Below are 20,726 nucleotides of genomic sequence, written 5' to 3'. Positions count from 1 at the left end.
GCCGAGCCGGCCGGTCTCGCCGCCCTGAAGGCGTACGCCGCCGCCCGCCTCGCCCCCCCGCGGGTCGCCGCGGAGCGGCTGGCCGGCCTCGATTCGACCCGAACGGCGCTGGCGCTGGCCCGTGCGACCGCGGCCGGCCCCGGCGCCCTGCCCGGCGTCCCGCGGCGGGGCTCGATCATGCGGAGCGGCTGGCTGCCCCCCGACCAGGACGGCGACCGCATCATCGGGATGAACAACCCGAACTCCTGGTCGTTCCCGGGGGCGAGCGGCGGGCCGGCGCGGGCGCTGCGGAACCGCCTCGGGTTTCTCACCTACGCCCAGTTCCTGCAGGACTTCGGCCGCGACCGCAGCCCCACGTTCGGCAACCACGAGAACGCCAACCCGCTGCTACCCGGCAAGACGCCGCTGTCGCTCGCCAGCCCGTTCGCACGGCTGCGGCGGGAGAACGTCGCCGGCCGGACGTTCGAGTTCCCCCCCCGCACCCAGCCGATGCACGCCCTGCGGCGCGGCCTGATCGCCGGCCTGGACACGGTGTACGAACTGAACGGCTCCGGCCGGGAGGAGGTGCGGGACTGGGTCAGCGTGGTGACCTTCGACGGCCTCGGCCCGTACCACGAACCGGAGATCGCCTTCGAACTATCTGCGGACTACGAGGGCGCGATGCAGGCCGTCTCCAAGTTGCAGGCCGCGGGGGACGTCGGCGCCACCACGGCGCTGGACCCCGCGGTGCTGCTGGCCCAGGCGCACCTCGCCCCGGCCTCCGAGGGCGGCCGCGGCCGGTGGTTCGCCAAGAAGATGATCGTGATCGTCTCCGACGGCATCCCCAACGCCTGGACGACCCCGGAGAGCGAGGTCGCCTCCTACCGCGCCGACCTGCCGCTCGAGGACGAGGCGGAGTTCGACGCCCCCGGCGCCACCTGGCTGAACGCCCCGCTGATGCACGCCCACAACTGGCGGAGCCGGGGTCAGACGATCCCGGTCGGCATGGGGCTGGGGGCCGACCACGACTACGCCGACCGCCTGGCCCGCCTGGCCCGCACCGCGGACGCCTCCGGCTCCAGCCCCCGCACCTCCGGCAACCCGGCGGTCTACGAGGCGGAGCTGCGCCGCATCCTCGAGGAGCGCCTCCGGCCCCGGCCGACGCTGGTGAAGTGAGGCGCGGCTATCTGTTGGGGGGACTGTGAGCGCAGGGCGGCTTTTACCAGCCCGATGCGCAAGCATCGGCCGTCGGCGCAGCCGCCGGCCGGAACGACTCACCGCCGGAGCTTGCGCTCCGGGCTGGTATGGCCGCTACGGGGGATCGGGCATCCGAGTTAGAACCCCCGGAGCCGCCAGAGCACGCCGAACAGGGCGAGGATGAACGCCTCCATCGCCAGCGGGAGCGCCGGCAGCACGGCGGCGACCGCGGCGGGGGACCACGGGGAGGTCCACGGCTGCGTCGCCCGGGCGTCCAGCGCCGCCGCGGCGTTCCACAGGGCCGCCACGGCGCCGAACACGGCGATTGACTGGAACAGGTGGACGATCAGGAACACGTGGTGCCCGCCGTTGCCGCGGTTCCACCCCTCCCCCGCGACCCACACGCGGGCCGGCCGCTGCGGGTCGTACCGCACCGGCAGCCGGAACCGCGTCCCCACCGCCCGCTCGCCGGCGGCCCGCAGGATCGGCCCGGGGTCCGGCGCCCCGGGGACCGCCGGGAGCCGCGGGTCGAAGCCGGCCGGGTGATTGTTCGTCGGCCGGGGGCGGTACACGGCGTCCAGCAGGCCGGTGCGCCCGACGCCGGCGGCGTCCTCGAAGGCGACGCGGAAGCGGTAGTACACGACGCCGCTGATCCCCCCGGTGCGGGTGACGACGGCGTCCGCCTCCGCGGGCAGCGCCCGGGCGTGGGCCCGGCGTTCCTCCAGCAACGTCGAGCCGGTCACCGCCAGATCGCCCAACAACCCGCCGACGAGCGCGACCGCCCCGGCCCAGAACAGCGCCCGGCCGCCGGTCTCCGCGAACCGCCCGCCGCCGACCGGCACGCCCCGGATCCCGTGCCGCCACGCGAAGGCCAGCAGGCCCAACAGGCCGCAGACCTCCCCCGTCAGCGACAGCCACGCCCGCCACGGTTCGGTTCGAGCCCAATCCTCGGTCAGAATAACCCAGAACCCCCACACGCCGACCGCCAGCAGCGCCAGAATCGCCCCGCACGCCAGCAGGATCGGCGGGTTGGCGGGGCGCGATTTGGCCATCATTCGACTCTCACGGACTGACTCCCCGGACCGCGACCGACCGACCAAAGTTCGCTCCGCCGCCTCCGCCGATCAAGCGACCGACCCCCGCCCCCGCGGGCTCCCGGGGGACGGCGGACCGGGCGCCGAGAAACCGAGCTTCCTGCGTTCCATCCGTTCGCCTAGAGTGCCGGCCCATTCGGCACACCTTGCGCAATCGGCCTCCCGTGACTGTCCCCGACGCCCCGGCGAACGACTCGTCGTCGTTGAACGACCCGTCGTCGCGCGACTCGTTCTCCCTGTCGGGCCGTCGCGTGCTCGTGACGGGCGGGGCGGGGTTCCTCGGCCGGCACCTGTGCGACCTGATCGAGAAGCGGGAGCCCGCGGCGCTGATCGTCCCGCGGTCGAAGGAGTACGACCTCACGGAGCAGGCCGACGTCCGCCGGCTGTTCGCCGACCACGCCCCGGAGGTGATCCTGCACCTGGCCGCGGAGGTCGGGGGCATCGGCGCCAACCGGGAGAACCCCGGCCGCTACTGGTACGCCAACGCGATGATGGGCCTGAACCTCCTGGAGGAGGCCCGCAAGGCGGAGGCGGCGAAGTTCGTGCAGGTGGGCACGATCTGCTCCTACCCGAACCTCACCCCGGTGCCGTTCCAAGAGGACGACCTCTGGAACGGCTACCCGGAGGTCACCAACGCCCCCTACGGGGTGGCGAAGAAGAGCCTGTACGTCGGGGCCGACGCCTACCGCCGCCAGTACGGGCTGCCGGCGATCAGCCTGCTGCCGGTGAACCTGTACGGGCCGCACGACAACTTCGACCTGCGGACCAGCCACGTGATCCCGGCGCTGATCCGGAAGATGGTGGAAGCCGTCGACCGCGGCGAGGACCGGGTGACGGCCTGGGGCAGCGGCCGGGCCAGCCGCGAGTTCCTGTTCGTCCGCGACGCCGCCGACGGCATTCTCGCCGCGACCGAACGCTACCAGCCGACCGGCGGCGAGGGCGAACTGGGCGGCGATCCGGTGAACCTCGGCAGCGGCCGGGAGATCACGATCCGCGACCTCGCCGGGCTGATCGCCGAGGTCGTCGGCTTCTCCGGCGAGATCGTCTGGGACGAAACGAAACCGGACGGCCAGCCGCGTCGCTGCCTGGACACGACCCGGGCGAAGGAGCGGTTCGGCTGGGAGGCCGCCACCGACTTCCGCGCCGGCCTCGCCGAGACCGCCGACTGGTACCGCGCGCACCGCCCGGCCTGACGCCGGCCCGCCCCCGGCTCGCCGCTTTAGATTTCCACCTCTAGCGCTTCACCTCGACAGAACGCAGCCATGAAGAAGGCCCTCGTCACCGGCATCACCGGCCAGGACGGCAGTTACCTCGCCGAACTGCTGCTGGAAAAAGGCTACGACGTGCACGGCGTGATCCGCCGGGCCAGCAGCTTCAACACCGCCCGCATCGAGCACCTGTACCAGGACCGGCACGACGCCGAGACCGGTCCCCGCCTCACGCTGCACTACGGCGACCTCGCCGACGGGCAGGGGCTGGTCGACCTGATGCTCGCGGTGGAGCCGGACGAGGTCTACAACCTCGGCGCCCAGAGCCACGTGCGGGTCAGCTTCGACTCGCCGATCTACACCAACGACGTGGTCGCCGGCGGGGCCCTGCGGGTGCTGGAGGCCGCCCGCCGCCTGAACGACAAGAAGCCGGTGCGGGTCTACCAGGCCAGCAGCAGCGAAATGTTCGGCAAGGTCTACGAGACGCCGCAGAAGGAGACCACCCCCTTCTACCCCCGCAGCCCCTACGCCTGCGCCAAGGTGGCGGCGTTCCACCACACGGTGAACTACCGGGACAGCTACGGCCTGTTCGCCGTCAACGGGATCCTGTTCAACCACGAATCCCCCCGCCGCGGCGAGACCTTCGTCACCCGCAAGATCACCCGCGGCGCCACCCGCATCGCCGAGGGGCTCCAGAAGAAGCTCTACATGGGCAACTGCGACAGCAAGCGGGACTGGGGCTACGCCAAAGAATACGTCGAGGGCATGTGGCGGATGCTCCAGACGGACAAGCCGGACGACTACGTCCTCGCCACCGGCGTGACGGAGACGGTGCAGCACTTCCTGGAACTGTCCTTCGGAGCGGTCGGGCTGGACTGGAAGGACTTCGTCGAGACCGATCCCCGCTACTTCCGCCCCGCCGAGGTCGACCTGCTGCTGGGCGACCCCTCCAAGGCGAAGCGGGAGCTCGGCTGGGAGGCGAAGACCGACCTCAAGGGCTTGGCCCAGTTGATGGTGGAGCACGACCTGGATCTGGCCCGCCGCGAAAAGCACGCGGGCGACTACGAGGTCTCCACCGGCGCCCACGCCCACGCCCCCGCGACCGGCCCCGCCGCCGTCGCCGCGGTCGCCGCCGCCGGCAAGCCCGACGTCGCCCGCGCCGCCTGAGGACCGCGGTTTTCCCGCCCGTACCACTCCCAGCCCCTCCCCGGCCGATCCGGTCGGTCGGCCGTCGCGGTTCGTCCGTCCCTCTCGCCCGTCTCTCCATCCGTGTCAACGACGACGCCCGCGCTGCGAGTCTCCGGACTGGGGAAGCGTTATGCGCTGGGACTGACGCACGCCGGCAGTCTCAGCGGCATCGCGAATCGCTGGTCGCGCCGGCTGCGCGGCCTGCCGCCGGAGGAGTCGACGGTGGACGCCGAACCGGGCGAAGCTCCGAAGACCGGCAGCTTCTGGGCGTTGCGGGACGTGAACTTCGAGGTGCAGCCGGGCGAGGTCGTCGGCGTCATCGGTCGCAACGGGGCCGGAAAGAGCACGCTGCTCAAGGTGCTGTCCCGCGTCACGGCCCCGACGGAGGGCGTGGTGGAGGTGAACGGCCGCGTCGGCAGCCTGCTGGAGGTCGGCACCGGCTTCCACCCGGAACTGACCGGCCGGGAAAACGTTTATATGAACGCCACGCTGCTGGGCATGACGAAGCGGGAGGTCAACGCCAAGCTGGACGAGATCGTCGCGTTCAGCGGGATCGAGAAATTCCTCGACACCCCGGTCAAACGCTATAGCAGCGGCATGACGGTCCGCCTGGGCTTCGCGGTGGCGGCCCATCTGGATCCGGAGGTCCTCATCGTGGACGAGGTGCTCGCCGTCGGCGACGCCGAGTTTCAGAAGAAATGCCTCGGGAAAATGAAAGACGTGGCCGGCGAGGGCCGCACGGTGCTGTTCGTCAGTCACAACATGGCTGCCGTACGCAATCTCTGTCATCGCGGAATACTGCTCTCCGCCGGACGGGTCGCTACGGAGGGAGCGGTCGGGTCCGTCATCACCCAGTACCTCGCCGGGCAGTCAGCGTCACGACAAGCCAACGGCGTCCTTCCTGGCCCCCGATCCGGCAACGGAGCGCTCCGACTTCAGGGATTTCACTTCGAAGACCTCGACGGCCGCATCCTCCGCACCGTTTCCTGCGGGGACTCCGCCGTCCTCTGCCTCACGTATAAAAGCGGCGAAAATTCCGCGGCGCGTTCCCAGTTCTCTGATCGCGAGATCCCGGTCGACGTCGGCTTCTCGATTCATGACGAAATGGACGACACGCTCTGCGTGCTTTATTCGTCGTACTGCGGGACGACGTTTGCGGCGGGCTCCTCCGGCGTGTTTCGTTGCAGGATCGACCGCTTCCCTCTGCCGCACGGGCGCTATCGCTTAGGAGCGCGTCTGCTTCAGCGCGGGGAAGAGCTGGACTGGCCGCAGGCCGGCCTAGGATATTTCGAGGTGGAATCAGGGGATTTCTACGGAACCGGGAGAGTCGGTTTTCCGAAGGCGCAATTCATGCTCGACGGTCGATGGGAGCACAAAGAACTCCGCGACGCCGCGAGAGGCGAGAACGCCCTCACGACCGCAGCGACCGGATGACTTCGCTCCTCAACGCGAACGCCGATTCCAAAGCCAAACCTGGATCGTCCCGCCGCCGTATGCCGTCAGTCCGCTCCCTCGTCGGCAGGATCAGGCGGGCGGTTCGCCCCTCCGCGTCCGCGTCGCCGGGCGTCCCCGCGCACGCCCGGCTTTCCTACGCCCAGGACGCGGAAGATCTGTTGCTCTGGCATATGTTCGGACCTCACTTCCCGGCCACGGGGCTGTACGTGGACGTGGGGGCGCACCACCCGGTGCGATTCTCCAACACGAAGATCTTCTACGACCACGGCTGGCGGGGCGTGAACATCGATCCGCTCCCGGGGAGCATGGACCTCTTCCGTCGCGAGCGGCCGGAGGACGTCAATTTGGAAGTCGGCGTCGCCGCGGAGCGCGGCGAGCTGACGTACCATCTGTTCGACGAGCCGGCCCTGAACGGCTTCGACCCGGCGCTGTCCGCGGAGCGTGACGAGACGACGGACTTCACGCTGTTGGAGACGCGTTCCGTGCCGGTCGTGCCCCTGCGGGACCTGTTGGACGAACACGTCGGTCCGGAACGGCAAATCGACTTCCTGTCCGTCGACGTGGAAGGACTCGATGCGGAAGTGCTGAAGTCGAACGACTGGTCCCGCTACCGCCCGCGGATCGTGGTGGCGGAGGTCGCTGAGAAGTGGCTCGAAGAGGTTGAATCGTCCGAGGTGGTTCGGCTGATGCGCTCGTTCGGCTACGCCGCGACGACGCGGACCGCCAAGAATTGCTTTTTCCAGGAGCAGGAGCGTTCGGGAGTCTAAGCCGAACGCCGCCCCGGCGGCGGTCGGACTTGAAGTAGGAGCCGACGCAGCGAACCTCTACGATGCCGTTCAAATTAAAATAAACGGTTGCGAACGTCGTCGCCCCGTCGTCTCGCCGCCGCTGAACTTGTTATGTCCTACGCCCCCCCGCCGCTCGTCTTCTGCCATTTCGGAGCGACGCCGTATCTGGCCTATACGCTGGGCTGCGTCCGAAAGGCCGATCCGGACCGGCCGGTGACGGTCCTGGGCGACGCCGCCAACCGCTCCCTCGTCCGATCCGCGGGAGCGGAACATCAAATGATGGAAGAACTCCCGGTCAGCCCGCTGCACGAGGAGTTCCGGCGGCACTATCGGTTGGTTCAGGGCTCCCGTCACGGAAACGTCGTGGAGGGCCGGGACTGGGTGCGGTTCGTGTTTGAACGGTGGTTTTATACCTACCAGTACGCGACCGCGCGTGCGCCCGAGGGATTCTGGCATTTCGATTCGGACACCATGATCCTGGAGCCGCTCCGTCCGTACGAGGCGGACCTGGGTCGTTTCGACTGCACGGAGCAGTGCAACGGGGGCTGCCTCAACGGCTTCGTCGGCTCTCTGGACGTGCTGCGCGGGTATCTGGAATCGATCGTGGCCCAGTTTAAAGACGTGGAGTTTCTCGAAGCGCAGCGGGCGGAGTTCGAGACGAAGAATCCCACGTTCGCGTTCACCGAGATGCGAGCGTACGTCCGCTACAAGGAGGCCGCAAAATTGAACTCCGTGCACATCGGACGCCCCCGGTCCGGACCGGACGGCGCCGCGGTCTGTTTCGACGACGTGATCTGTCTCGATCACGGATTCGAAACCGAACGGCTCTCGGGCGGGGGCTGGTACGGCGGGAAGTCCGTCAAGCGGGTGGTCCTCGCGGAGGGGGGGCGTTGTCTCGGGCGATTGGCCGAACCGTCCGGCACGGCGGCGGCGGGGGAGGAGGTGCGGTTTGCGACCCTCAACCTCAGCTGGGTGCCGCTGGGCGTGTTCGCGACGGTGTTGCGCCATGTGGAGAAAGGCCGCACCGTCCCGGCGGCGGGGGCTGATCTCGCCACGGTCGGCTCCGTTCCCCCGCCGGCGGCGATCCGGTGGCGACAGCGGGCGCACGTTCTGAAACATTCGCTGCGCCATCAGGGGCTGCGGGTCGGTCGCCTCACGAAACGCTTGGGTCAACGCCTCTCCGGGTCGGAGAAGGCGCACGCCGACCGCGAAGAGCAGGCTCCTGTATGAACGTCGCCTTCCTGATCTTCAATCGGCCGGAGGTGACCGCCCGAGTCTTCGAGCGGATCCGACAGGCTCGGCCGGAGCGGCTGTTCGTAGTCGCCGACGGCCCGCGGCCGAACCGCCCGGGCGAGGCCGAACGCGTCGCCGCCGCCCGGGCCGCGACCGAGTCGATCGATTGGCCCTGCCACGTCGTCCGGGACTACAGCGAGGTGAATCTCGGCTGCGGGAAACGCGTGAGCAGCGGCATCACAGGCGTGTTCGAACAGGTGGAGGAGGCGATCATCCTCGAGGACGATTGCCTGCCGCACCCTTCATTTTTCAATTACTGCACGGCTCTGCTGGAGCGCTACCGCGACGACGAGCGAGTGATGTGCGTCAGCGGAGACAATTTTCAGAACGGCGTAGAACGCGGAGAGCCGGGCGCCGGGTATTATTTCAGTAAGTACCCGCACATCTGGGGGTGGGCGACGTGGCGGCGGACGTGGCGGCACTACGAACTTAATATCCCCTATTGGCCCGAGATTCGGGATCGCGGCCTGCTCGCTGCGGCCTGTCCGGACCCGGCGGAGCGGGCGTACTGGAGCGCCAACTTCGACCGGATTTACCGGGGCGAACTCGACACGTGGGATTATTCACTGGTCCTTTCCGTTTGGATGCAAGGCGGCCTGACGGCCCTGCCCAACGTGAATTTAGTCAGCAATATCGGGTTCGGCGCCGACGCCACCCACACGCAGGGCGAGGCCTCCCCGTTTGAGGCGCTTCCGACGGCCAAGGTCGGCGCCCTGACGCCCCCCCGGTTCGTCATCCCCGACGTCGCCGCAGACGAGTTCACGGCGCGTGAACAATACGCCCACTCGTCGTCGCAGCCGCCGAGCGATTCGGGCGCCGGACTCGTCCGCGGGGCGGTGCGACGGACGCGCGCCGCCTGGCGACGCCTCGCGCCGCCGATCGCTTAACGACGCTCGTCCCGTCCCGCATCTGCACGAATCCACGATGAACAGTCCGCTCACGGGCCGCCCCAGTCGCAAGCTGTTTTCGACCACGGTCCTCGGATCGATTCCGGTCGATTACTACCGCTGCGCGGACACCGGGTTCATTCATACCGAAACGCCGCACTGGCTGGATCGGGCGTACGCCTCGGCCATCACCAGCCTGGACCTGGGATACGCGTCCCGCAATTACCAGTACGCCGACGTCGTGGAGCGGATGCTGCTGCGCGTCGCTCCGGACGTCGGTCGCTGTCTCGACTTCGGCGGCGGATACGGTCTATTCGTGCGGCTGATGCGGGACCGAGGCTTCGACTTCTATCTGGAAGACGCCTACTGCGACAACCTCTTCGCCGTCGGGTTCGAAGTCGCGGATCTGCCTGAAAACGCCCGCGACCGGTTCGACGCGATCACGCTGTTCGAAGTGCTGGAGCACCTCCCCGATCCCCTGCCGGTTTTGGAAGGTCTGTTCGCACGCACGGGCCTGCTCGTCGGGTCGACGGAACTGCAGCCCGAGCCGTTCGAGCCGACCTCGCCGGACGACTGGTGGTACTTTCTGCCGGAGACCGGACAGCACGTTTCGCTCTATAACCGGAGATCGCTGGAATATATCGCGGAGAAGCTCGGCGGCCGGCTCTATACCGACGGCAGAACCCTGCACGTCATCTCCCGCGATCCGCTGCCCCGCGACCCGTTCGCGGCGGCCTCGACGGCATCGGTCCCTCAGCGGGCGGCGCGGACGCTCGCCCGCTGGCTCCAAGCCCCCGCGCCTGCGAGCGGACGGCCGGAGAACGCCCGGGAGAGTCTACTTCAGCAGGACTTTGAGCGGGCGCGCAGACGCTTGAACGACAACGAAGACGGCGCGGCCTCCTGACGCCGGCGGCCGTTCGGCCGTTCAGGACGCGGCCCGCTCCGCGGCGACCCGCTTCACGTCGGCGTCGACCATCAAACCGACCAGTTCCTCGAACGTGGTCTCCGCGCGCCAGCCGAGCACCCGTTCCACCTTGGACGGATCGCCGCAGAGGTTCTTCACCTCGGTCGGGCGCTCGAACGCCGGGTCGGTTCTGACGTACCCGTGCCAATCCAGCCCGACATGATCGAAGGCCGCGGCGAGCAGGTCCTCGATTGTGTGGGTCACGCCGGTGGCGATCACGAAGTCGTCCGGCGTCTCCGCGGACAACATCAAACGCATCGCCTCCACATATTCTTTTGCGAAGCCCCAATCGCGGGCGGCGCCCAGCCAGCCCAGCGTGACGGCGTCCTGCAACCCTGCCGCGATGCGGGCGGCGGCTAAGGTCACCTTGCGGGTGACGTAGTTCGGGGGGCGGCGGGGACTCTCGTGGTTGAACAGGATACCGTTGCAGGCGAACAGTCCGTAGCCGTCACGGTAGTTCCGCACGAGGTGGTAGGCGCAGGTCTTGGCGGAGGCGTAAGGGTTCTGGGGCCGCAGCGGGGTCCGTTCCGTCTGCGGAACCTCGTCCGGGGAGCCGAACAACTCCGAGGAGGACGCTTGATAAAACCGCACTTCCTGCCGGTCCGACAGGGTCCGGGCCGCTTCGAGCAGGTTGGCGACGGCGAGGGCGTTCGCCGCCACGGTGCCGGCCGGGCTTTTAAACGACTCGCCGATGTGACTTTGGGCGGCGAGGTTATAGATCTGTTCCGGGGCGACCTCCGCCACCAGGCGGGCGACGGCGGCGCCGTCGGTGGTGTCGAGGGCGTGCAGCGAGAGCCGGTCCGCGTGCGGCCGGACGCCCGGGAGGTCCTGGAGCGCCGCCGCCTTGGCCCCCGCCGGGTCGCGCGTCAGGCCGTGCACGACGTACCCGTCCGCCAACAGCGACTCGGCCAGGTATGAGCCGTCCTGTCCCGTAATTCCAGTGACTAACGCGCGCTTCATCGGCTTTGACGGAGTACTGGAACGGCGGGGGCGGCGGGCGGACGCCGTCGGTTTCCTCCGGTTCCCGCAGGCGGAGAAATCGGGTAGATCCGACCGGATGAGCCCGTCCCAAAGTGCCCCCCGCCGGCCGTCGTCCGCCCCTGGGAACGTGCGATTGTTCGTCGACGGGGAAGTCTACGGTAATCAAGCCGCCGGCGGGATCAACCGCTACTTCGACGAGCTGCTGCCCCGCATCGCGGCGGCCACGGGGGAGCCGGTCCGACTCCTGCTGCGGAAGTATCCGAAGAGCGAGGGTCCGGCGACTGGCACGGCACGCTTCCACCGGTTCCCGCTCACCGAGTTCCCGGGGTTCTGGCGACTGCCGGGACGCGCGCAGCGATGGGGCCGCTCCTGGGAGAATCGCCGCTGGGCCCGTCGGATCGACGCCGCGCCCGGCGCGGTGTTTCATCCCACCTACTACACCCCGCTGCCGCTGTCCCGCACGCCGACGGTGGTGACGGTCTACGACATGATCCACGAGAAGTTCCCCCATCTGTATCCGTGGGCGAGCGACCGGGAGTTCCTCAAACGCAAGCGGGCCGGCTGCCTGGCGGCCATGCGGTTCTTGGCGATCTCCGAAGCCACCAAGACCGACCTCTGCGAACTTTACAACGTCCCGCCGGAGCGGGTGGACGTCACGCCGTTGGCCGCCGACAACGACTTCTGGCGTCGCCACGGCACCGCCGAGGCAGCCGAGCGGCTCCGCGAGCGCCTCGGGCTGCGGGAGCCCTACCTGCTCTTCGTCGGGGGCCGGTGGCACTACAAGAACTTTCGGCGGTTGGCTGAGGCGTTCGCCCGCTGGGAGTTGCGGGACGAGTTCCTCCTGGCGACGGTCGGCGCCCCGTTCGACGCGGAGGAGACGACCCTGCTGGAGGAACTGGGCCTCGCCGGGCGCGTCCGCGGGCTAGGTTCGCTCAGCACCCCGGAGGTCGCCGCCGCCTACGCCGGGGCGAGCGCATATGTGTACCCCTCGTTGTACGAGGGGTTCGGCCTGCCCCCGTTGGAGGCGATGGCCTGCGGCACGCCGGTCGCCGCCGCCCGGGCCGGCTCGATCCCCGAGGTGGTCGACGACGCCGCCGAGTTGTTCGCCCCGGAGGACGTGGACGCGATCCGTGCGGCGCTGTCGCGCGTCGTCGATCCCGCCCGGGCGGCGGAACTACGGGCGGCGGGGGCGCAGCGGATCGAGGAGTTCTCCTGGGACCGCACCGCCGAGCTGACCCTCGCCGCTTACCGCCGAGTCCTCGCCGAACGCTCATGACCGCAGCTCCCGACGCCGCCGATCCAGCCGATTCCCCGACGCCGGGCCGGCCGACGATCTCGATCGTCACCCCCTGCTTCAACCACGCCCCCTACCTCCGGGCGACGATGGAGAGCGTCCTCAACCAGCAGGGGGCGGGGACGGAGTTCGAGTTGGAATACGTGGTGATGGACGGCGGAAGCACGGACGGCTCCGCGGAGATCGTCAGGGAGTACGCCGACCGCCTCGCCCACTGGCGCAGCGCCCCGGACGACGGCCACTACGCCTCCGTCAACGAGGGATTCGAGCACACCTCCGGGGGGATCATGGCGTGGCTGAACAGCGACGACATGTACTGTCCCTGGGCGCTGCGGACGGTCGCACAGATCTTCACGCAGCATCCGGGCGTCGCCTGGTTGACCTCCGCCCACCCGATTACCTGGACCAAGGGGGGACAGTGCGGGTGGGTCGGCAAGGGACTGTCGTTTAGCACGGAATCATTGCGGGAGGGCCTGCACCTGCCGGGGGCAATTCCGCAATTGGGCATGCTGCAGCAGGAATCGACGTTCTGGCGGCGGGAGCTGTGGGACGCCCTCGCCGCGGAGCGGGCCGCCGAGGAGCCCGACGCCCCCCCAGGCGCCTTAAGGCCGCGGTTCACGGTCGGGGGGGACCACGATCTCTGGCAGCGGTTCGCGGCCCACACCCCGCCGGCCACGGCGGCCTGCCCGCTGGGGGGCTTTCGCCAACTTCCGGGCCAGCGAAGTTCGATGGGCGATAATCTCTACGTGAGAGAGTGCTACCAAGCCGTCGAGGAGGCCCGCGCCGCCGCCGGCCTGCCGCCGCTGCCGTCCCGCACCAGGGCGAAACGCCCGCTTCGGGAGCGGCTCACCTATCGGCTAGGCAGGGGGCCGATGGTGCGTCGCGGCCATTTTCGCTGTTCGCAGTATTACATCGAGGACCTCGGCGCGGACCGACCCCGCTGGCTCGCCCGGACAATCGTTTATCCTTGAGGCCGAACGCCGCGCCGAACGGGCGGGACGGAAGGCGTCCGCGCATCGCGGCCGGACGCCCCCACCCCGGGCGAATTATTCCTCTGCACCCGCCCCCGCCCCGCGGAAGACGAAGCCGTCCGGGGCGGCGTCGACGGAGATCGTCGCGCCCTCCTCGAACCGGCCGTCCAGCAGGGCCTCGGCGAGGCCGTTTTGCAGGCGGTCCTGAATCACCCGCCGCAGCGGCCGGGCGCCAAACGTCGGGTCGTAGCCCTCGTTGGCGAGCAACTGCTTGGCGTCGTCGGTCACCTCCAGTTCGTAGCCCTCGGCTTCGACCCGCTTCCGCAGGCCGTCCAGCTGGAGGTCGACGATCTGGCGGATCTCCGCCCGGGTCAGCGGGTTGAACACAACCACGCTGTCGATTCGGTTTAAGAACTCCGGCCGCAACACTTTTCGCAGCACGCCGAGGACTTCCTTCTTCACCTCCGAGGGCAGTTCGTCGGCGTCGGACATCTCCAGGATGCGCTCCGAGCCGATGTTGGAGGTCATCACGATCACCGCGTTGCTAAAATCGACCGTCCGCCCCTGCCCGTCGGTCAGGCGGCCGTCGTCCAACACCTGCAAGAGGATGTTGAGGACGTCCGGGTGGGCCTTTTCGATCTCGTCCAGCAGGATCACGCTGTACGGCTTGCGGCGGACGGCCTCGGTCAGCTTGCCGCCCTCCTCGTAGCCGACGTACCCCGGGGGGGCGCCGATCATCCGGGCGACGGAGTGTTTTTCCATAAATTCGGACATATCGAGCCGGGTGAGGGCCCGCTCGTCGTCGAACAGGAACTGGGCCAGCGCCTTGCACAGTTCCGTTTTGCCCACGCCGGTGGGGCCGAGGAACAGAAAGGAACCCACCGGCCGGTGCGGGTCGCCCAGGCCGCTGCGCGACCGCCGGACGGCGTCCGCGACGGCGGCGACGGCCTCGTCCTGGCCGACCATCCGGCTCTTCAAAAGCTGCTCCATATTGAGCAGCTTTTCCCGCTCGGTTTGCAGCATCCGGGTTACCGGCACGCCGGTCCAGGCGCTGACGACCTTCGCCACGTCCTCGCCGGTCACTTCCTCGCGCAGCAGCCGGTCCTCCGGGGCGATCTCCGTGAAGCGGGTCTCCAACTCCTTGAGTTTCTCCTCGGCCGCCTTGAGCTTCACCTCCGCCTCGTAGGCTTTCTGAAAATCCTCGTTGGCGTTCGTCTGCCGGGCGACGGTGAAGGCCCGCTCCCGCTCGGTGCGGAGGGAATCGATCTCCTCCTGCAACGGCTTGAGCCCGCTGAGGGTTTCCTTCTCCGCCTCCCAGCGGGCCTTGAGGGCGTTGAAGGACTCCTCGCGGTCGGCGATCTCGCGGTTGAGTTCCTCCAGCCGTTCCCGGCTCTCCTCGGCGCCCTCCTGTTCGAGCACCTTCGCCTCGACCCGCAGGCGGGCCAGCGTGCGGTTGGCCTCGTCCAGCTCGGCGGGCATGGAGTCGATCTCCATCCGCAGCCGGCTGGCGGCCTCGTCGATCAGGTCGATCGCCTTGTCCGGCAGGAAGCGGTCGTTGATATACCGGTCGCTCAGCGCCGCCGCCTGCCGGAGGGCGGCGTCGGTGATCTTGACGCCGTGGTGCGTCTGATATTTGTCGACGATGCCGCGGAGGATGCTCAGCGTGTCCTCCACGCTCGGTTCGCCGACCATCACAGGCTGGAAGCGGCGTTCGAGGGCCGGATCCTTCTCGATATATTTGCGGTATTCGTCCAGCGTCGTGGCGCCGATGCACCGCAGGTCGCCGCGGGCCAGGGCCGGCTTGAGCAGGTTGGCGGCGTCCATCGCCCCCTCCGTCTTGCCGCTGCCGAGCAGCAGGTGGGCCTCGTCGATAAACAGGATCACCTGCCCGTCGCTGTCGGTGACCTCTTTGAGGACCGCTTTGAGGCGTTCCTCGAACTCCCCGCGGAACTTCGCCCCGGCCACCAGCGCGCCCATATCGAGGGCGACGACGGTCTTCTCCTTGAGGTTCGTCGGCACGTCGCCGTCGACGATCCGCATGGCGAGCCCCTCGGCGATCGCCGTTTTGCCGACGCCGGGTTCGCCGATCAGGCAGGGATTGTTTTTGCGGCGGCGGGAGAGCACCTGAATGACCCGGCGGATCTCCGCGTCGCGGCCGACGACCGGGTCGATCTTCCCCCGCCGGGCCAGGTCCACGAGGTTCTGGCCGTACTGTTCGAGGGCCTGATAGGTGCCCTCCGGGTTCTGGCTGGTGACGGTTTGGCCGCCCCGGACCGCTTTGAGCCCTTCCAGCAGGTCCTTCTCGTTCGCCCCCGCCATGGACAGCAGCCGGCCGGCGGTTTCGCCGGCGTCCAGCAGACCGAGCAGGAGGTGTTCGGTGGAGGTGAACTGGTCCTTCATCGCGTCGGCCCGTTTGCGGGCGGCGTCGAGGACCTTCATGAAGGCCGTATCCGCCCCGGGCGGCTCCCCGGCCCGGCCGCCGGCGCGGGCCGGCAGGCGGGCCAGTTCGCTGTCGACGGTGGAGTGCAGTTGCGGCAGGTTCACGCCGACCCGTTTGAGCAGCGGATCGACGACCCCGCCGGTCTCCTCCAACAGCGATTTGAGGAGGTGCAGCGGGGTGAGCTGCGGATTCCCGGCCTCGCCGGCGCGTTCCTGCGCGTCGGCGACGGCGTCGCGGGCTTTGATAGTGAGTTGTTCGGGGCGGAAAGCCATGTGCGGAAGTGCGATGTCGGAAGTCGAAGGTGCGATACGCCGCGCCCCGCGGATAAGCGTTGGCACAGCCCCGAATCCTATTCGCCGCCGGCGTGGAGAGAAGGGGAGATCGACCGATGAACGGGCGTTTCCATGTAATGTTTGAGAAGTCGATTTCTGACCCGCACAGCCGCGTTTTCGCGAGCCGCGGAAACGCCGTCACGTTTCGTACACGTCCGCCGCCCCTCGCGCCGTCACACCGCTGCGAACGTCAGAATTGAGCGACTACTTTGAGGCCCCGTCGACCATCGCCTCGAACGCCGCCCGATCGAAGGGTTCCGGGTCGTCGAGTCGATCGTACGGCTCTGCGGGAACGTCCGGGACGCGAGCGAGGATCTCGGCCATCGCGCCGGCCTCGGCGCGTGCGGCGCGTCGCTCAAGCCCGTCCCGTTCCGCCTGCCAGCGGGCGAGGTCGACTTCCCCGCCGACCGCCTCGGCGATCAGCCGCTCCACGGTCGTTTCTCGATCGGCGGCAGTTCGAGCCAAAAACTCGTGCACCGCGTCCGGCAGTTCGACGGTGACGGAAATCATGACGACGGCGCGTCGGGGGGAGGGGACGGGTCGGCGGCCAGTGTATCCAGAAACTCCGACGGCGTGAGAACCGTAAGGCCCGCGCGTCTCGCAGCGAGGAAGTCTTTCACGTTGTGAGTCACGATCGGACATCCGCCCGCAGCGAGCGCGGCGTGCAGGACATGCTCGTCTCGGGGGTCGTTGAGACTTGGGGGCCAGCGGTAGTAGACGGTCCTCCGCTCCGCGTAGTTGCAGTAGTCGTCGAGAAATCGTTCCGCATCTCCCGGCCGGAGCGGGCAGAGGCCCGGACGGGTCAGAATTTCTTCATATTCGAGAACGACCGCAGCGGTCACGACCGGACGAACGGTTTTGGCGACGACGCCCCGCAGCACCGCCGCTGAAGCGCCGCGAGCGGATCGTAATCCCGCGACCAGCACGTTCGTGTCGAGCACGGCGCGGAGGGGTTCTCTCCCTACGTCGTTTCCAATGTCTTCGCCGGACATGTTCATCGACCTTCGCAACGCCGGCCGACCGCCCCCACATCGTTCCTTGGCAGTGTCCCTCGAGTGCAGAGGAGGGTCAACTGCGGCGGCGACTAGGTCCTTCTTCGCTCTCCGGATAGACTGTCGGGCGAATCCTCCGCCCTTCGTCGCCCCTCCCTTTTCGGTCCCCATGTTGCACGCCGTCGTCATGGCCGGCGGGAGCGGGACTCGGTTTTGGCCGCAGTCCCGCACCGCCAGTCCCAAACAGCTTTTGCCCATCGCCGGGGAGCAGACGATGCTCCGCCAGACCGTCGATCGGCTCTACGCCGCCGACGGCGCCGGCGGCGAGGGCACGATCGCCCCGGAGCGGGTGTGGGTCGTCACCAACGCCGTGCAGGCGGAGGAGGTCCGCAAGCAGCTGCCCGAGGTCCCGGCGGGCAACGTGCTGGTCGAGCCCTGCGCCCGCAACACCGCCCCCTGCGTGGGGCTGGCGGCGGTGCATCTGCTCAAGGCCGATCCCGAAGCGACGATGCTCGTGCTGCCGGCCGACCACGTCATCGGCCCGCCGGAGGTTTTCCAACAGGCCGCCGCCACCGCCGCGGCGGTGGTGAAGGACGGCCCGGAGCGGTTCGTGCTGTTCGGCGTGCCGCCGACCTTCCCGTCGGAGGGTTTCGGTTATATCCAGCGGGGCCAGCCGCTGCCGGGTTTTGAGGAGCAGAAGGCGTTCTCCGTCGCCTCCTTCCGCGAAAAGCCGGACGCGGAGACGGCGAAAGAATATATCGACAGCGGCGACTTCTATTGGAACTGCGGCATCTTCACCTGGCGGGCCGAGGCGATCCTCGACGCCCTGGCGGAGTACGAGCCGAATACCCGCAAACGGCTGTCCAACATCGCCGGGACCGTCGGCACGCCGCACTACGAGGAAACGGTCGAGACCGAATTCCCGGAGTGCGACAGCGTCAGCATCGACAACGCGGTCTTGGAACGCACCGACGCCGCCTGCGTGTTGGAGGCGCCCTTTGATTGGGACGACGTCGGCAGCTGGGGCGCCCTGCGGCGCCTGCTGGGCGAGGACGAACAGGGGCACAGCAGCGACGCGAAGAAATTCGTCTCGCTGGAGTCCAAAAACTGCACCGTCCGGGACACCACCGGCGAACACCTCATCTGCGCCCTCGGCGTGGAGGACTTGATCATCGTTCACACCGCGGACGCCACGCTGGTGGCGAAGCGGGGGGACGAAAACGCCGTCAAACGGCTGATCGGCGAATTGAAAGAGCGAGGTCTGGAGGAGTACCTGTGAGCGACAGTTCCCATCCCGACGCGGCGGAGGCGCCCGAGCACCCGACATACGGCCGCCTGCTGGGGCTGGACCACGGCAAGGTGCGGATCGGCGTGGCCGTGTCCGACACCGGGCAGGAGTACGCCGCCGCGGTGGAGACCTACGTCCGCACCGACCCCGGGGCGGACGCGGCGTTCTTCAAAACCGTCAAGCGGGAGCACGACCCGGTCGCGGTGGTCGTCGGCCTGCCGCTGCACTTCGGTGGGGAAGAAAGCGGCAGCAGTTCCGGCGCCCGGGCCTTCGGCAAGTGGATCGGCGGGGTGTTGAAGTTGCCGGTCGTCTTTCATGACGAACGCTGCACCAGCGCCGCCGCGGACGACCTGATGCGCTCCGCCGGCGTGACGGGGCGGAACGCCACGAAAAGCGCCCGCGATAAGCTCGCCGCCCAGATCCTGCTGCAAAGCTACCTCGACAGCCGCCGCCCCGCGGGCCGCGGCGTGGAGCGGACCGAGATGGACCCCGCCGCCGACCCCTCGCTGGCGATCCCGGTCTCCGAGCCGGTCCGCGGCCGCGACCGCCGCAAGATGCGCAAACAGCGCCGCAGCCGGAAGGGGTGGTGACGGGCGTCGCGCGGTGAGCGTCCCGGACCCTTCAAGGGTCCGGGACGCTGCGATCGCCGCTTTCCTCACGCCGTCCGCCGCCGCACACGGCGGGCGATCGCCCAGATCAGCAGGACCAGCGGCAGGCCGAGCACGAGGGCGAACGGGGCCACGGCGACCACGAACAACACCAACCCGCGGCCGAACGACGCCAACGCGGCCAACGAGTTGTCCCACGTGGTCGCGATCCGCTCCCCGAATCCGGGCTCTCGCGGGGGGACGTAGTCGCGTTCCTCCCGCACATTTAACGTGATCGTGCTGAAGGCGGTTTGATTCGAGAGGTAGCGCAGCCGGCCCTCGGCGGTTTCGATCTCCTCCCGCACGCGGGCCAGTTCGCGTTCGATTTCGAGGACGTCCTTTAATTCGCCCGGGCGCTCGGCGAGCAGTTCCAGCAACCGCGTTTCCAGCGCCCGCCGGCCGGCAAGGCGGGCCTCGACGTCGACGAACTCCGCGGTCACGTCCCGGGCCGATTCGTCCCGCTCCTCGACCACGCCCAGCCCGCCGGCCCCGCTGAGGAAGGCGTTGTAGTTCGCCACCGGCACCCGCACCGTCCACGTCCCCCGCAGCCGGTCGCCGACGGAGCGGTCCACGTTCGATCCGGCGATGTAACCGCCGAACTTTTCCACGAGCGCCGGGATCGCCGTTTCGGCGGCGGCGAAGTCGTCCACCACCACGGTCAGGTCCGCGGTGTAGATGATCTTCGGTTGGACCCCGGCCGGGCGGGCGTCGTCCGCGGCGGGATCGGTCGCCCCGCTCTGCGTTTCGCCTCGCTGCCCAGCGATCGCGGCGGCTTCGTCCGCCCATGCTTCGCTCGGGGCCTCGGCGCCGGAGGGGACGTTCAGGCTGCCGACTTTACTCTCGGCGAAGCGCTCGCTGTCCGCCTCGACCCCGCAGCCGGCGACGGCCGGCAGGAGGGAGAGCAGCGACGCGGTGAGCAGCAGGCGGGGCGAACGGGACATCGGCTTCGATTTGGAAGAACGGGGACCCGCCGGACGCCGCGGGCGGCGGGGGAGTTCCCCGGTTCCGCGCCGGACTCCGGGGCGGGTTGAGGCGGCGGGGGCCGGCGGTAGCATGATTCGAACCGCCCGGTTCGTCGCCGGTCTCCGTCGTCCGTCACGTGAAGCGTCGCCGTGTCCCCCGCTCCCCCCCGCCGGCCGTCGTTCCGCCGGCCGTGGATCGCGGGGGCGATCATGCTCTGTCTCACGGCGGCGTTGGTCCTGGCGGGAACGGGCCCGGCCGCCGCTCAGGACGCCGCGGCCGAAGCGCCCGTGGAGGCGGCCGACGCCGAAACGGCCGTCGACGGCGGGGCGTTCGGAGCCCCCCCGGCCCCGGCTCAGCCGGTCAACGCCCGGGACCGCCGGCGGGCGATGACGGAAACGCTGTGGTACATGTTCTTCGTCACCGCGGGGGTGCTGTTGGGGTTGGTGGTGATCGTGTGGGGCCTCGGCTGGTACAAGCGGGCCTTCCTGGAGGAGGACCCGCTGCAGGGCGAGCTGTTCGACGCTGCCGCCCGGGCGGAGATCGAACGGCACCGCAAAGAGGTGCAGGCCGAGCACGAAGCAGCGAAGCGGGCCGCCGAAACCGAGTCGACCGACGCCGACCGGGACGCCCTGCCCGACGGGCCGCCGGCCGCGGACGAGTCCCCCCGCGAGACGCTGTCCGAACAGACCGCCGCCCCGCCCGACCCCGCCGTGCAGCCCGATGCCGACGCCCGCTGACGCGTCCTCCGGTTCGCCGTCGCCGTCA

The 20,726-nt window shown here is 69.1% G+C and carries 19 protein-coding genes; 13 read left to right on the top strand and 6 right to left on the bottom strand.

Annotated features, from left to right (window positions below; all coding sequences use genetic code 11):
• Positions 1–1,155, top strand: a 1,155-nt coding sequence (locus tag ACG2DA_RS14200; protein ID WP_395256441.1) for a hypothetical protein, incomplete at its 5' end; no start/stop codon positions are given.
• A 158-nt stretch (positions 1,156–1,313) separates the two neighbouring features.
• Here the strand turns inward: ACG2DA_RS14200 and ACG2DA_RS14195 are convergent.
• Positions 1,314–2,231, bottom strand: a complete 918-nt coding sequence (locus tag ACG2DA_RS14195; protein ID WP_395256440.1) for a hypothetical protein — start codon at positions 2,229–2,231, stop codon at positions 1,314–1,316.
• Between the two features lie 242 nt (positions 2,232–2,473).
• Between ACG2DA_RS14195 and ACG2DA_RS14190 the strand changes: the two genes are divergently transcribed.
• The 7 genes from ACG2DA_RS14190 to ACG2DA_RS14160 all read left to right on the top strand — a co-directional run bounded on the left by ACG2DA_RS14190 (position 2,474) and on the right by ACG2DA_RS14160 (position 9,993).
• Complete coding sequence (locus ACG2DA_RS14190; RefSeq protein ID WP_395256442.1) at positions 2,474–3,463, top strand: GDP-L-fucose synthase family protein; 990 nt, start codon at positions 2,474–2,476, stop codon at positions 3,461–3,463.
• A gap of 69 nt (positions 3,464–3,532) precedes the next feature.
• On the top strand, positions 3,533–4,645 hold the full coding sequence (gene gmd / locus ACG2DA_RS14185) for a GDP-mannose 4,6-dehydratase (RefSeq protein WP_395256439.1): 1,113 nt from the start codon (positions 3,533–3,535) through the stop codon (positions 4,643–4,645).
• 102 nt (positions 4,646–4,747) lie between these two features.
• A complete protein-coding gene (locus ACG2DA_RS14180) occupies positions 4,748–6,100 on the top strand; it encodes an ABC transporter ATP-binding protein (RefSeq protein ID WP_395256438.1) in 1,353 nt (450 codons plus the stop codon).
• A gap of 179 nt (positions 6,101–6,279) precedes the next feature.
• Complete coding sequence (locus ACG2DA_RS14175; protein ID WP_395256437.1) at positions 6,280–6,888, top strand: FkbM family methyltransferase; 609 nt, start codon at positions 6,280–6,282, stop codon at positions 6,886–6,888.
• 132 nt (positions 6,889–7,020) lie between these two features.
• Complete coding sequence (locus tag ACG2DA_RS14170) at positions 7,021–8,139, top strand: hypothetical protein (protein WP_395256436.1); 1,119 nt, start codon at positions 7,021–7,023, stop codon at positions 8,137–8,139.
• Entirely contained in the window at positions 8,136–9,089 is a 954-nt protein-coding gene (locus tag ACG2DA_RS14165) for a glycosyltransferase family 2 protein (protein ID WP_395256435.1), read from the top strand. Before ACG2DA_RS14170 ends, ACG2DA_RS14165 begins: the two co-directional genes overlap by 4 nt.
• Before the next feature lie 37 nt (positions 9,090–9,126).
• Positions 9,127–9,993, top strand: coding sequence for a class I SAM-dependent methyltransferase (locus tag ACG2DA_RS14160; RefSeq protein WP_395256434.1), 867 nt, complete (start codon positions 9,127–9,129; stop codon positions 9,991–9,993).
• Between the two features lie 21 nt (positions 9,994–10,014).
• On the opposite strand, the gene ACG2DA_RS14155 is transcribed toward ACG2DA_RS14160, so the two are convergent.
• Complete coding sequence (locus tag ACG2DA_RS14155; protein ID WP_395256433.1) at positions 10,015–11,013, bottom strand: GDP-mannose 4,6-dehydratase; 999 nt, start codon at positions 11,011–11,013, stop codon at positions 10,015–10,017.
• A gap of 148 nt (positions 11,014–11,161) precedes the next feature.
• On the opposite strand from ACG2DA_RS14155, the gene ACG2DA_RS14150 reads away from it, so the two are divergent.
• Positions 11,162–12,310 carry a glycosyltransferase family 4 protein gene (locus ACG2DA_RS14150; RefSeq protein WP_395256432.1) on the top strand — a complete coding sequence of 383 codons (1,149 nt, stop codon included), beginning with the start codon at positions 11,162–11,164 and terminating at the stop codon, positions 12,308–12,310.
• The gene (locus ACG2DA_RS14145; protein ID WP_395256431.1) at positions 12,307–13,299 is read left to right on the top strand and encodes a glycosyltransferase; all 993 of its coding nucleotides are present in this window, start codon (positions 12,307–12,309) and stop codon (positions 13,297–13,299) included. Before ACG2DA_RS14150 ends, ACG2DA_RS14145 begins: the two co-directional genes overlap by 4 nt.
• 75 nt (positions 13,300–13,374) lie before the next feature.
• On the opposite strand, the gene clpB is transcribed toward ACG2DA_RS14145, so the two are convergent.
• The 3 genes from clpB to ACG2DA_RS14130 form a co-directional block, all read right to left on the bottom strand.
• Positions 13,375–16,011, bottom strand: a complete 2,637-nt coding sequence (clpB, locus tag ACG2DA_RS14140) for an ATP-dependent chaperone ClpB (RefSeq protein ID WP_395256430.1) — start codon at positions 16,009–16,011, stop codon at positions 13,375–13,377.
• A 264-nt stretch (positions 16,012–16,275) separates the two neighbouring features.
• Complete coding sequence (locus ACG2DA_RS14135; protein ID WP_395256429.1) at positions 16,276–16,581, bottom strand: hypothetical protein; 306 nt, start codon at positions 16,579–16,581, stop codon at positions 16,276–16,278.
• A complete protein-coding gene (locus ACG2DA_RS14130) occupies positions 16,578–17,063 on the bottom strand; it encodes a putative toxin-antitoxin system toxin component, PIN family (RefSeq protein ID WP_395256428.1) in 486 nt (161 codons plus the stop codon). The genes ACG2DA_RS14135 and ACG2DA_RS14130 overlap by 4 nt, the downstream gene beginning before the upstream one ends.
• Positions 17,064–17,232: 169 nt before the next feature.
• Here ACG2DA_RS14130 and ACG2DA_RS14125 point away from each other — a divergent pair, with 169 nt between their 5' ends.
• Positions 17,233–18,342: a mannose-1-phosphate guanylyltransferase gene (locus tag ACG2DA_RS14125; protein WP_395256427.1), complete on the top strand. Its 1,110-nt coding sequence runs from the start codon at positions 17,233–17,235 to the stop codon at positions 18,340–18,342.
• Complete coding sequence (gene ruvX / locus ACG2DA_RS14120; RefSeq protein ID WP_395256426.1) at positions 18,339–18,941, top strand: Holliday junction resolvase RuvX; 603 nt, start codon at positions 18,339–18,341, stop codon at positions 18,939–18,941. The genes ACG2DA_RS14125 and ruvX overlap by 4 nt, the downstream gene beginning before the upstream one ends.
• A gap of 65 nt (positions 18,942–19,006) precedes the next feature.
• Here the strand turns inward: ruvX and ACG2DA_RS14115 are convergent, their stop codons facing one another.
• Positions 19,007–19,939: a DUF4349 domain-containing protein gene (locus ACG2DA_RS14115; protein WP_395256425.1), complete on the bottom strand. Its 933-nt coding sequence runs from the start codon at positions 19,937–19,939 to the stop codon at positions 19,007–19,009.
• Between the two features lie 171 nt (positions 19,940–20,110).
• Here ACG2DA_RS14115 and ACG2DA_RS14110 point away from each other — a divergent pair, with 171 nt between their 5' ends.
• Positions 20,111–20,698, top strand: a complete 588-nt coding sequence (locus ACG2DA_RS14110; protein WP_395256424.1) for a hypothetical protein — start codon at positions 20,111–20,113, stop codon at positions 20,696–20,698.
• The last annotated feature ends 28 nt before the right edge of the window (positions 20,699–20,726 follow it).

Origin of the sequence: Alienimonas sp. DA493 (assembly GCF_043951915.1) — a bacterium.
In the GTDB taxonomy this organism is placed as follows: Bacteria; Planctomycetota; Planctomycetia; order Planctomycetales; family Planctomycetaceae; genus Alienimonas.
This window is presented reverse-complemented; position numbering and strand designations above follow the sequence as displayed.

Excerpts from the sequence above, each read along its gene's own strand:
- ACG2DA_RS14125 (WP_395256427.1), top strand. The coding sequence starts at position 17,233 with ATGTTGCACGCCGTCGTCATGGCCGGCGGGAGCGGGACTCGGTTTTGG.
- gmd (WP_395256439.1), top strand. The coding sequence starts at position 3,533 with ATGAAGAAGGCCCTCGTCACCGGCATCACCGGCCAGGACGGCAGTTAC.
- clpB (WP_395256430.1), bottom strand. The coding sequence starts at position 16,011 with ATGGCTTTCCGCCCCGAACAACTCACTATCAAAGCCCGCGACGCCGTC.
- ACG2DA_RS14165 (WP_395256435.1), top strand. The coding sequence starts at position 8,136 with ATGAACGTCGCCTTCCTGATCTTCAATCGGCCGGAGGTGACCGCCCGA.
- ACG2DA_RS14130 (WP_395256428.1), bottom strand. The coding sequence starts at position 17,063 with ATGTCCGGCGAAGACATTGGAAACGACGTAGGGAGAGAACCCCTCCGC.
- ACG2DA_RS14170 (WP_395256436.1), top strand. The coding sequence starts at position 7,021 with ATGTCCTACGCCCCCCCGCCGCTCGTCTTCTGCCATTTCGGAGCGACG.
- ACG2DA_RS14145 (WP_395256431.1), top strand. The coding sequence starts at position 12,307 with ATGACCGCAGCTCCCGACGCCGCCGATCCAGCCGATTCCCCGACGCCG.
- ACG2DA_RS14195 (WP_395256440.1), bottom strand. The coding sequence starts at position 2,231 with ATGATGGCCAAATCGCGCCCCGCCAACCCGCCGATCCTGCTGGCGTGC.
- ACG2DA_RS14115 (WP_395256425.1), bottom strand. The coding sequence starts at position 19,939 with ATGTCCCGTTCGCCCCGCCTGCTGCTCACCGCGTCGCTGCTCTCCCTC.
- ACG2DA_RS14155 (WP_395256433.1), bottom strand. The coding sequence starts at position 11,013 with ATGAAGCGCGCGTTAGTCACTGGAATTACGGGACAGGACGGCTCATAC.
- ACG2DA_RS14160 (WP_395256434.1), top strand. The coding sequence starts at position 9,127 with ATGAACAGTCCGCTCACGGGCCGCCCCAGTCGCAAGCTGTTTTCGACC.
- ACG2DA_RS14135 (WP_395256429.1), bottom strand. The coding sequence starts at position 16,581 with ATGATTTCCGTCACCGTCGAACTGCCGGACGCGGTGCACGAGTTTTTG.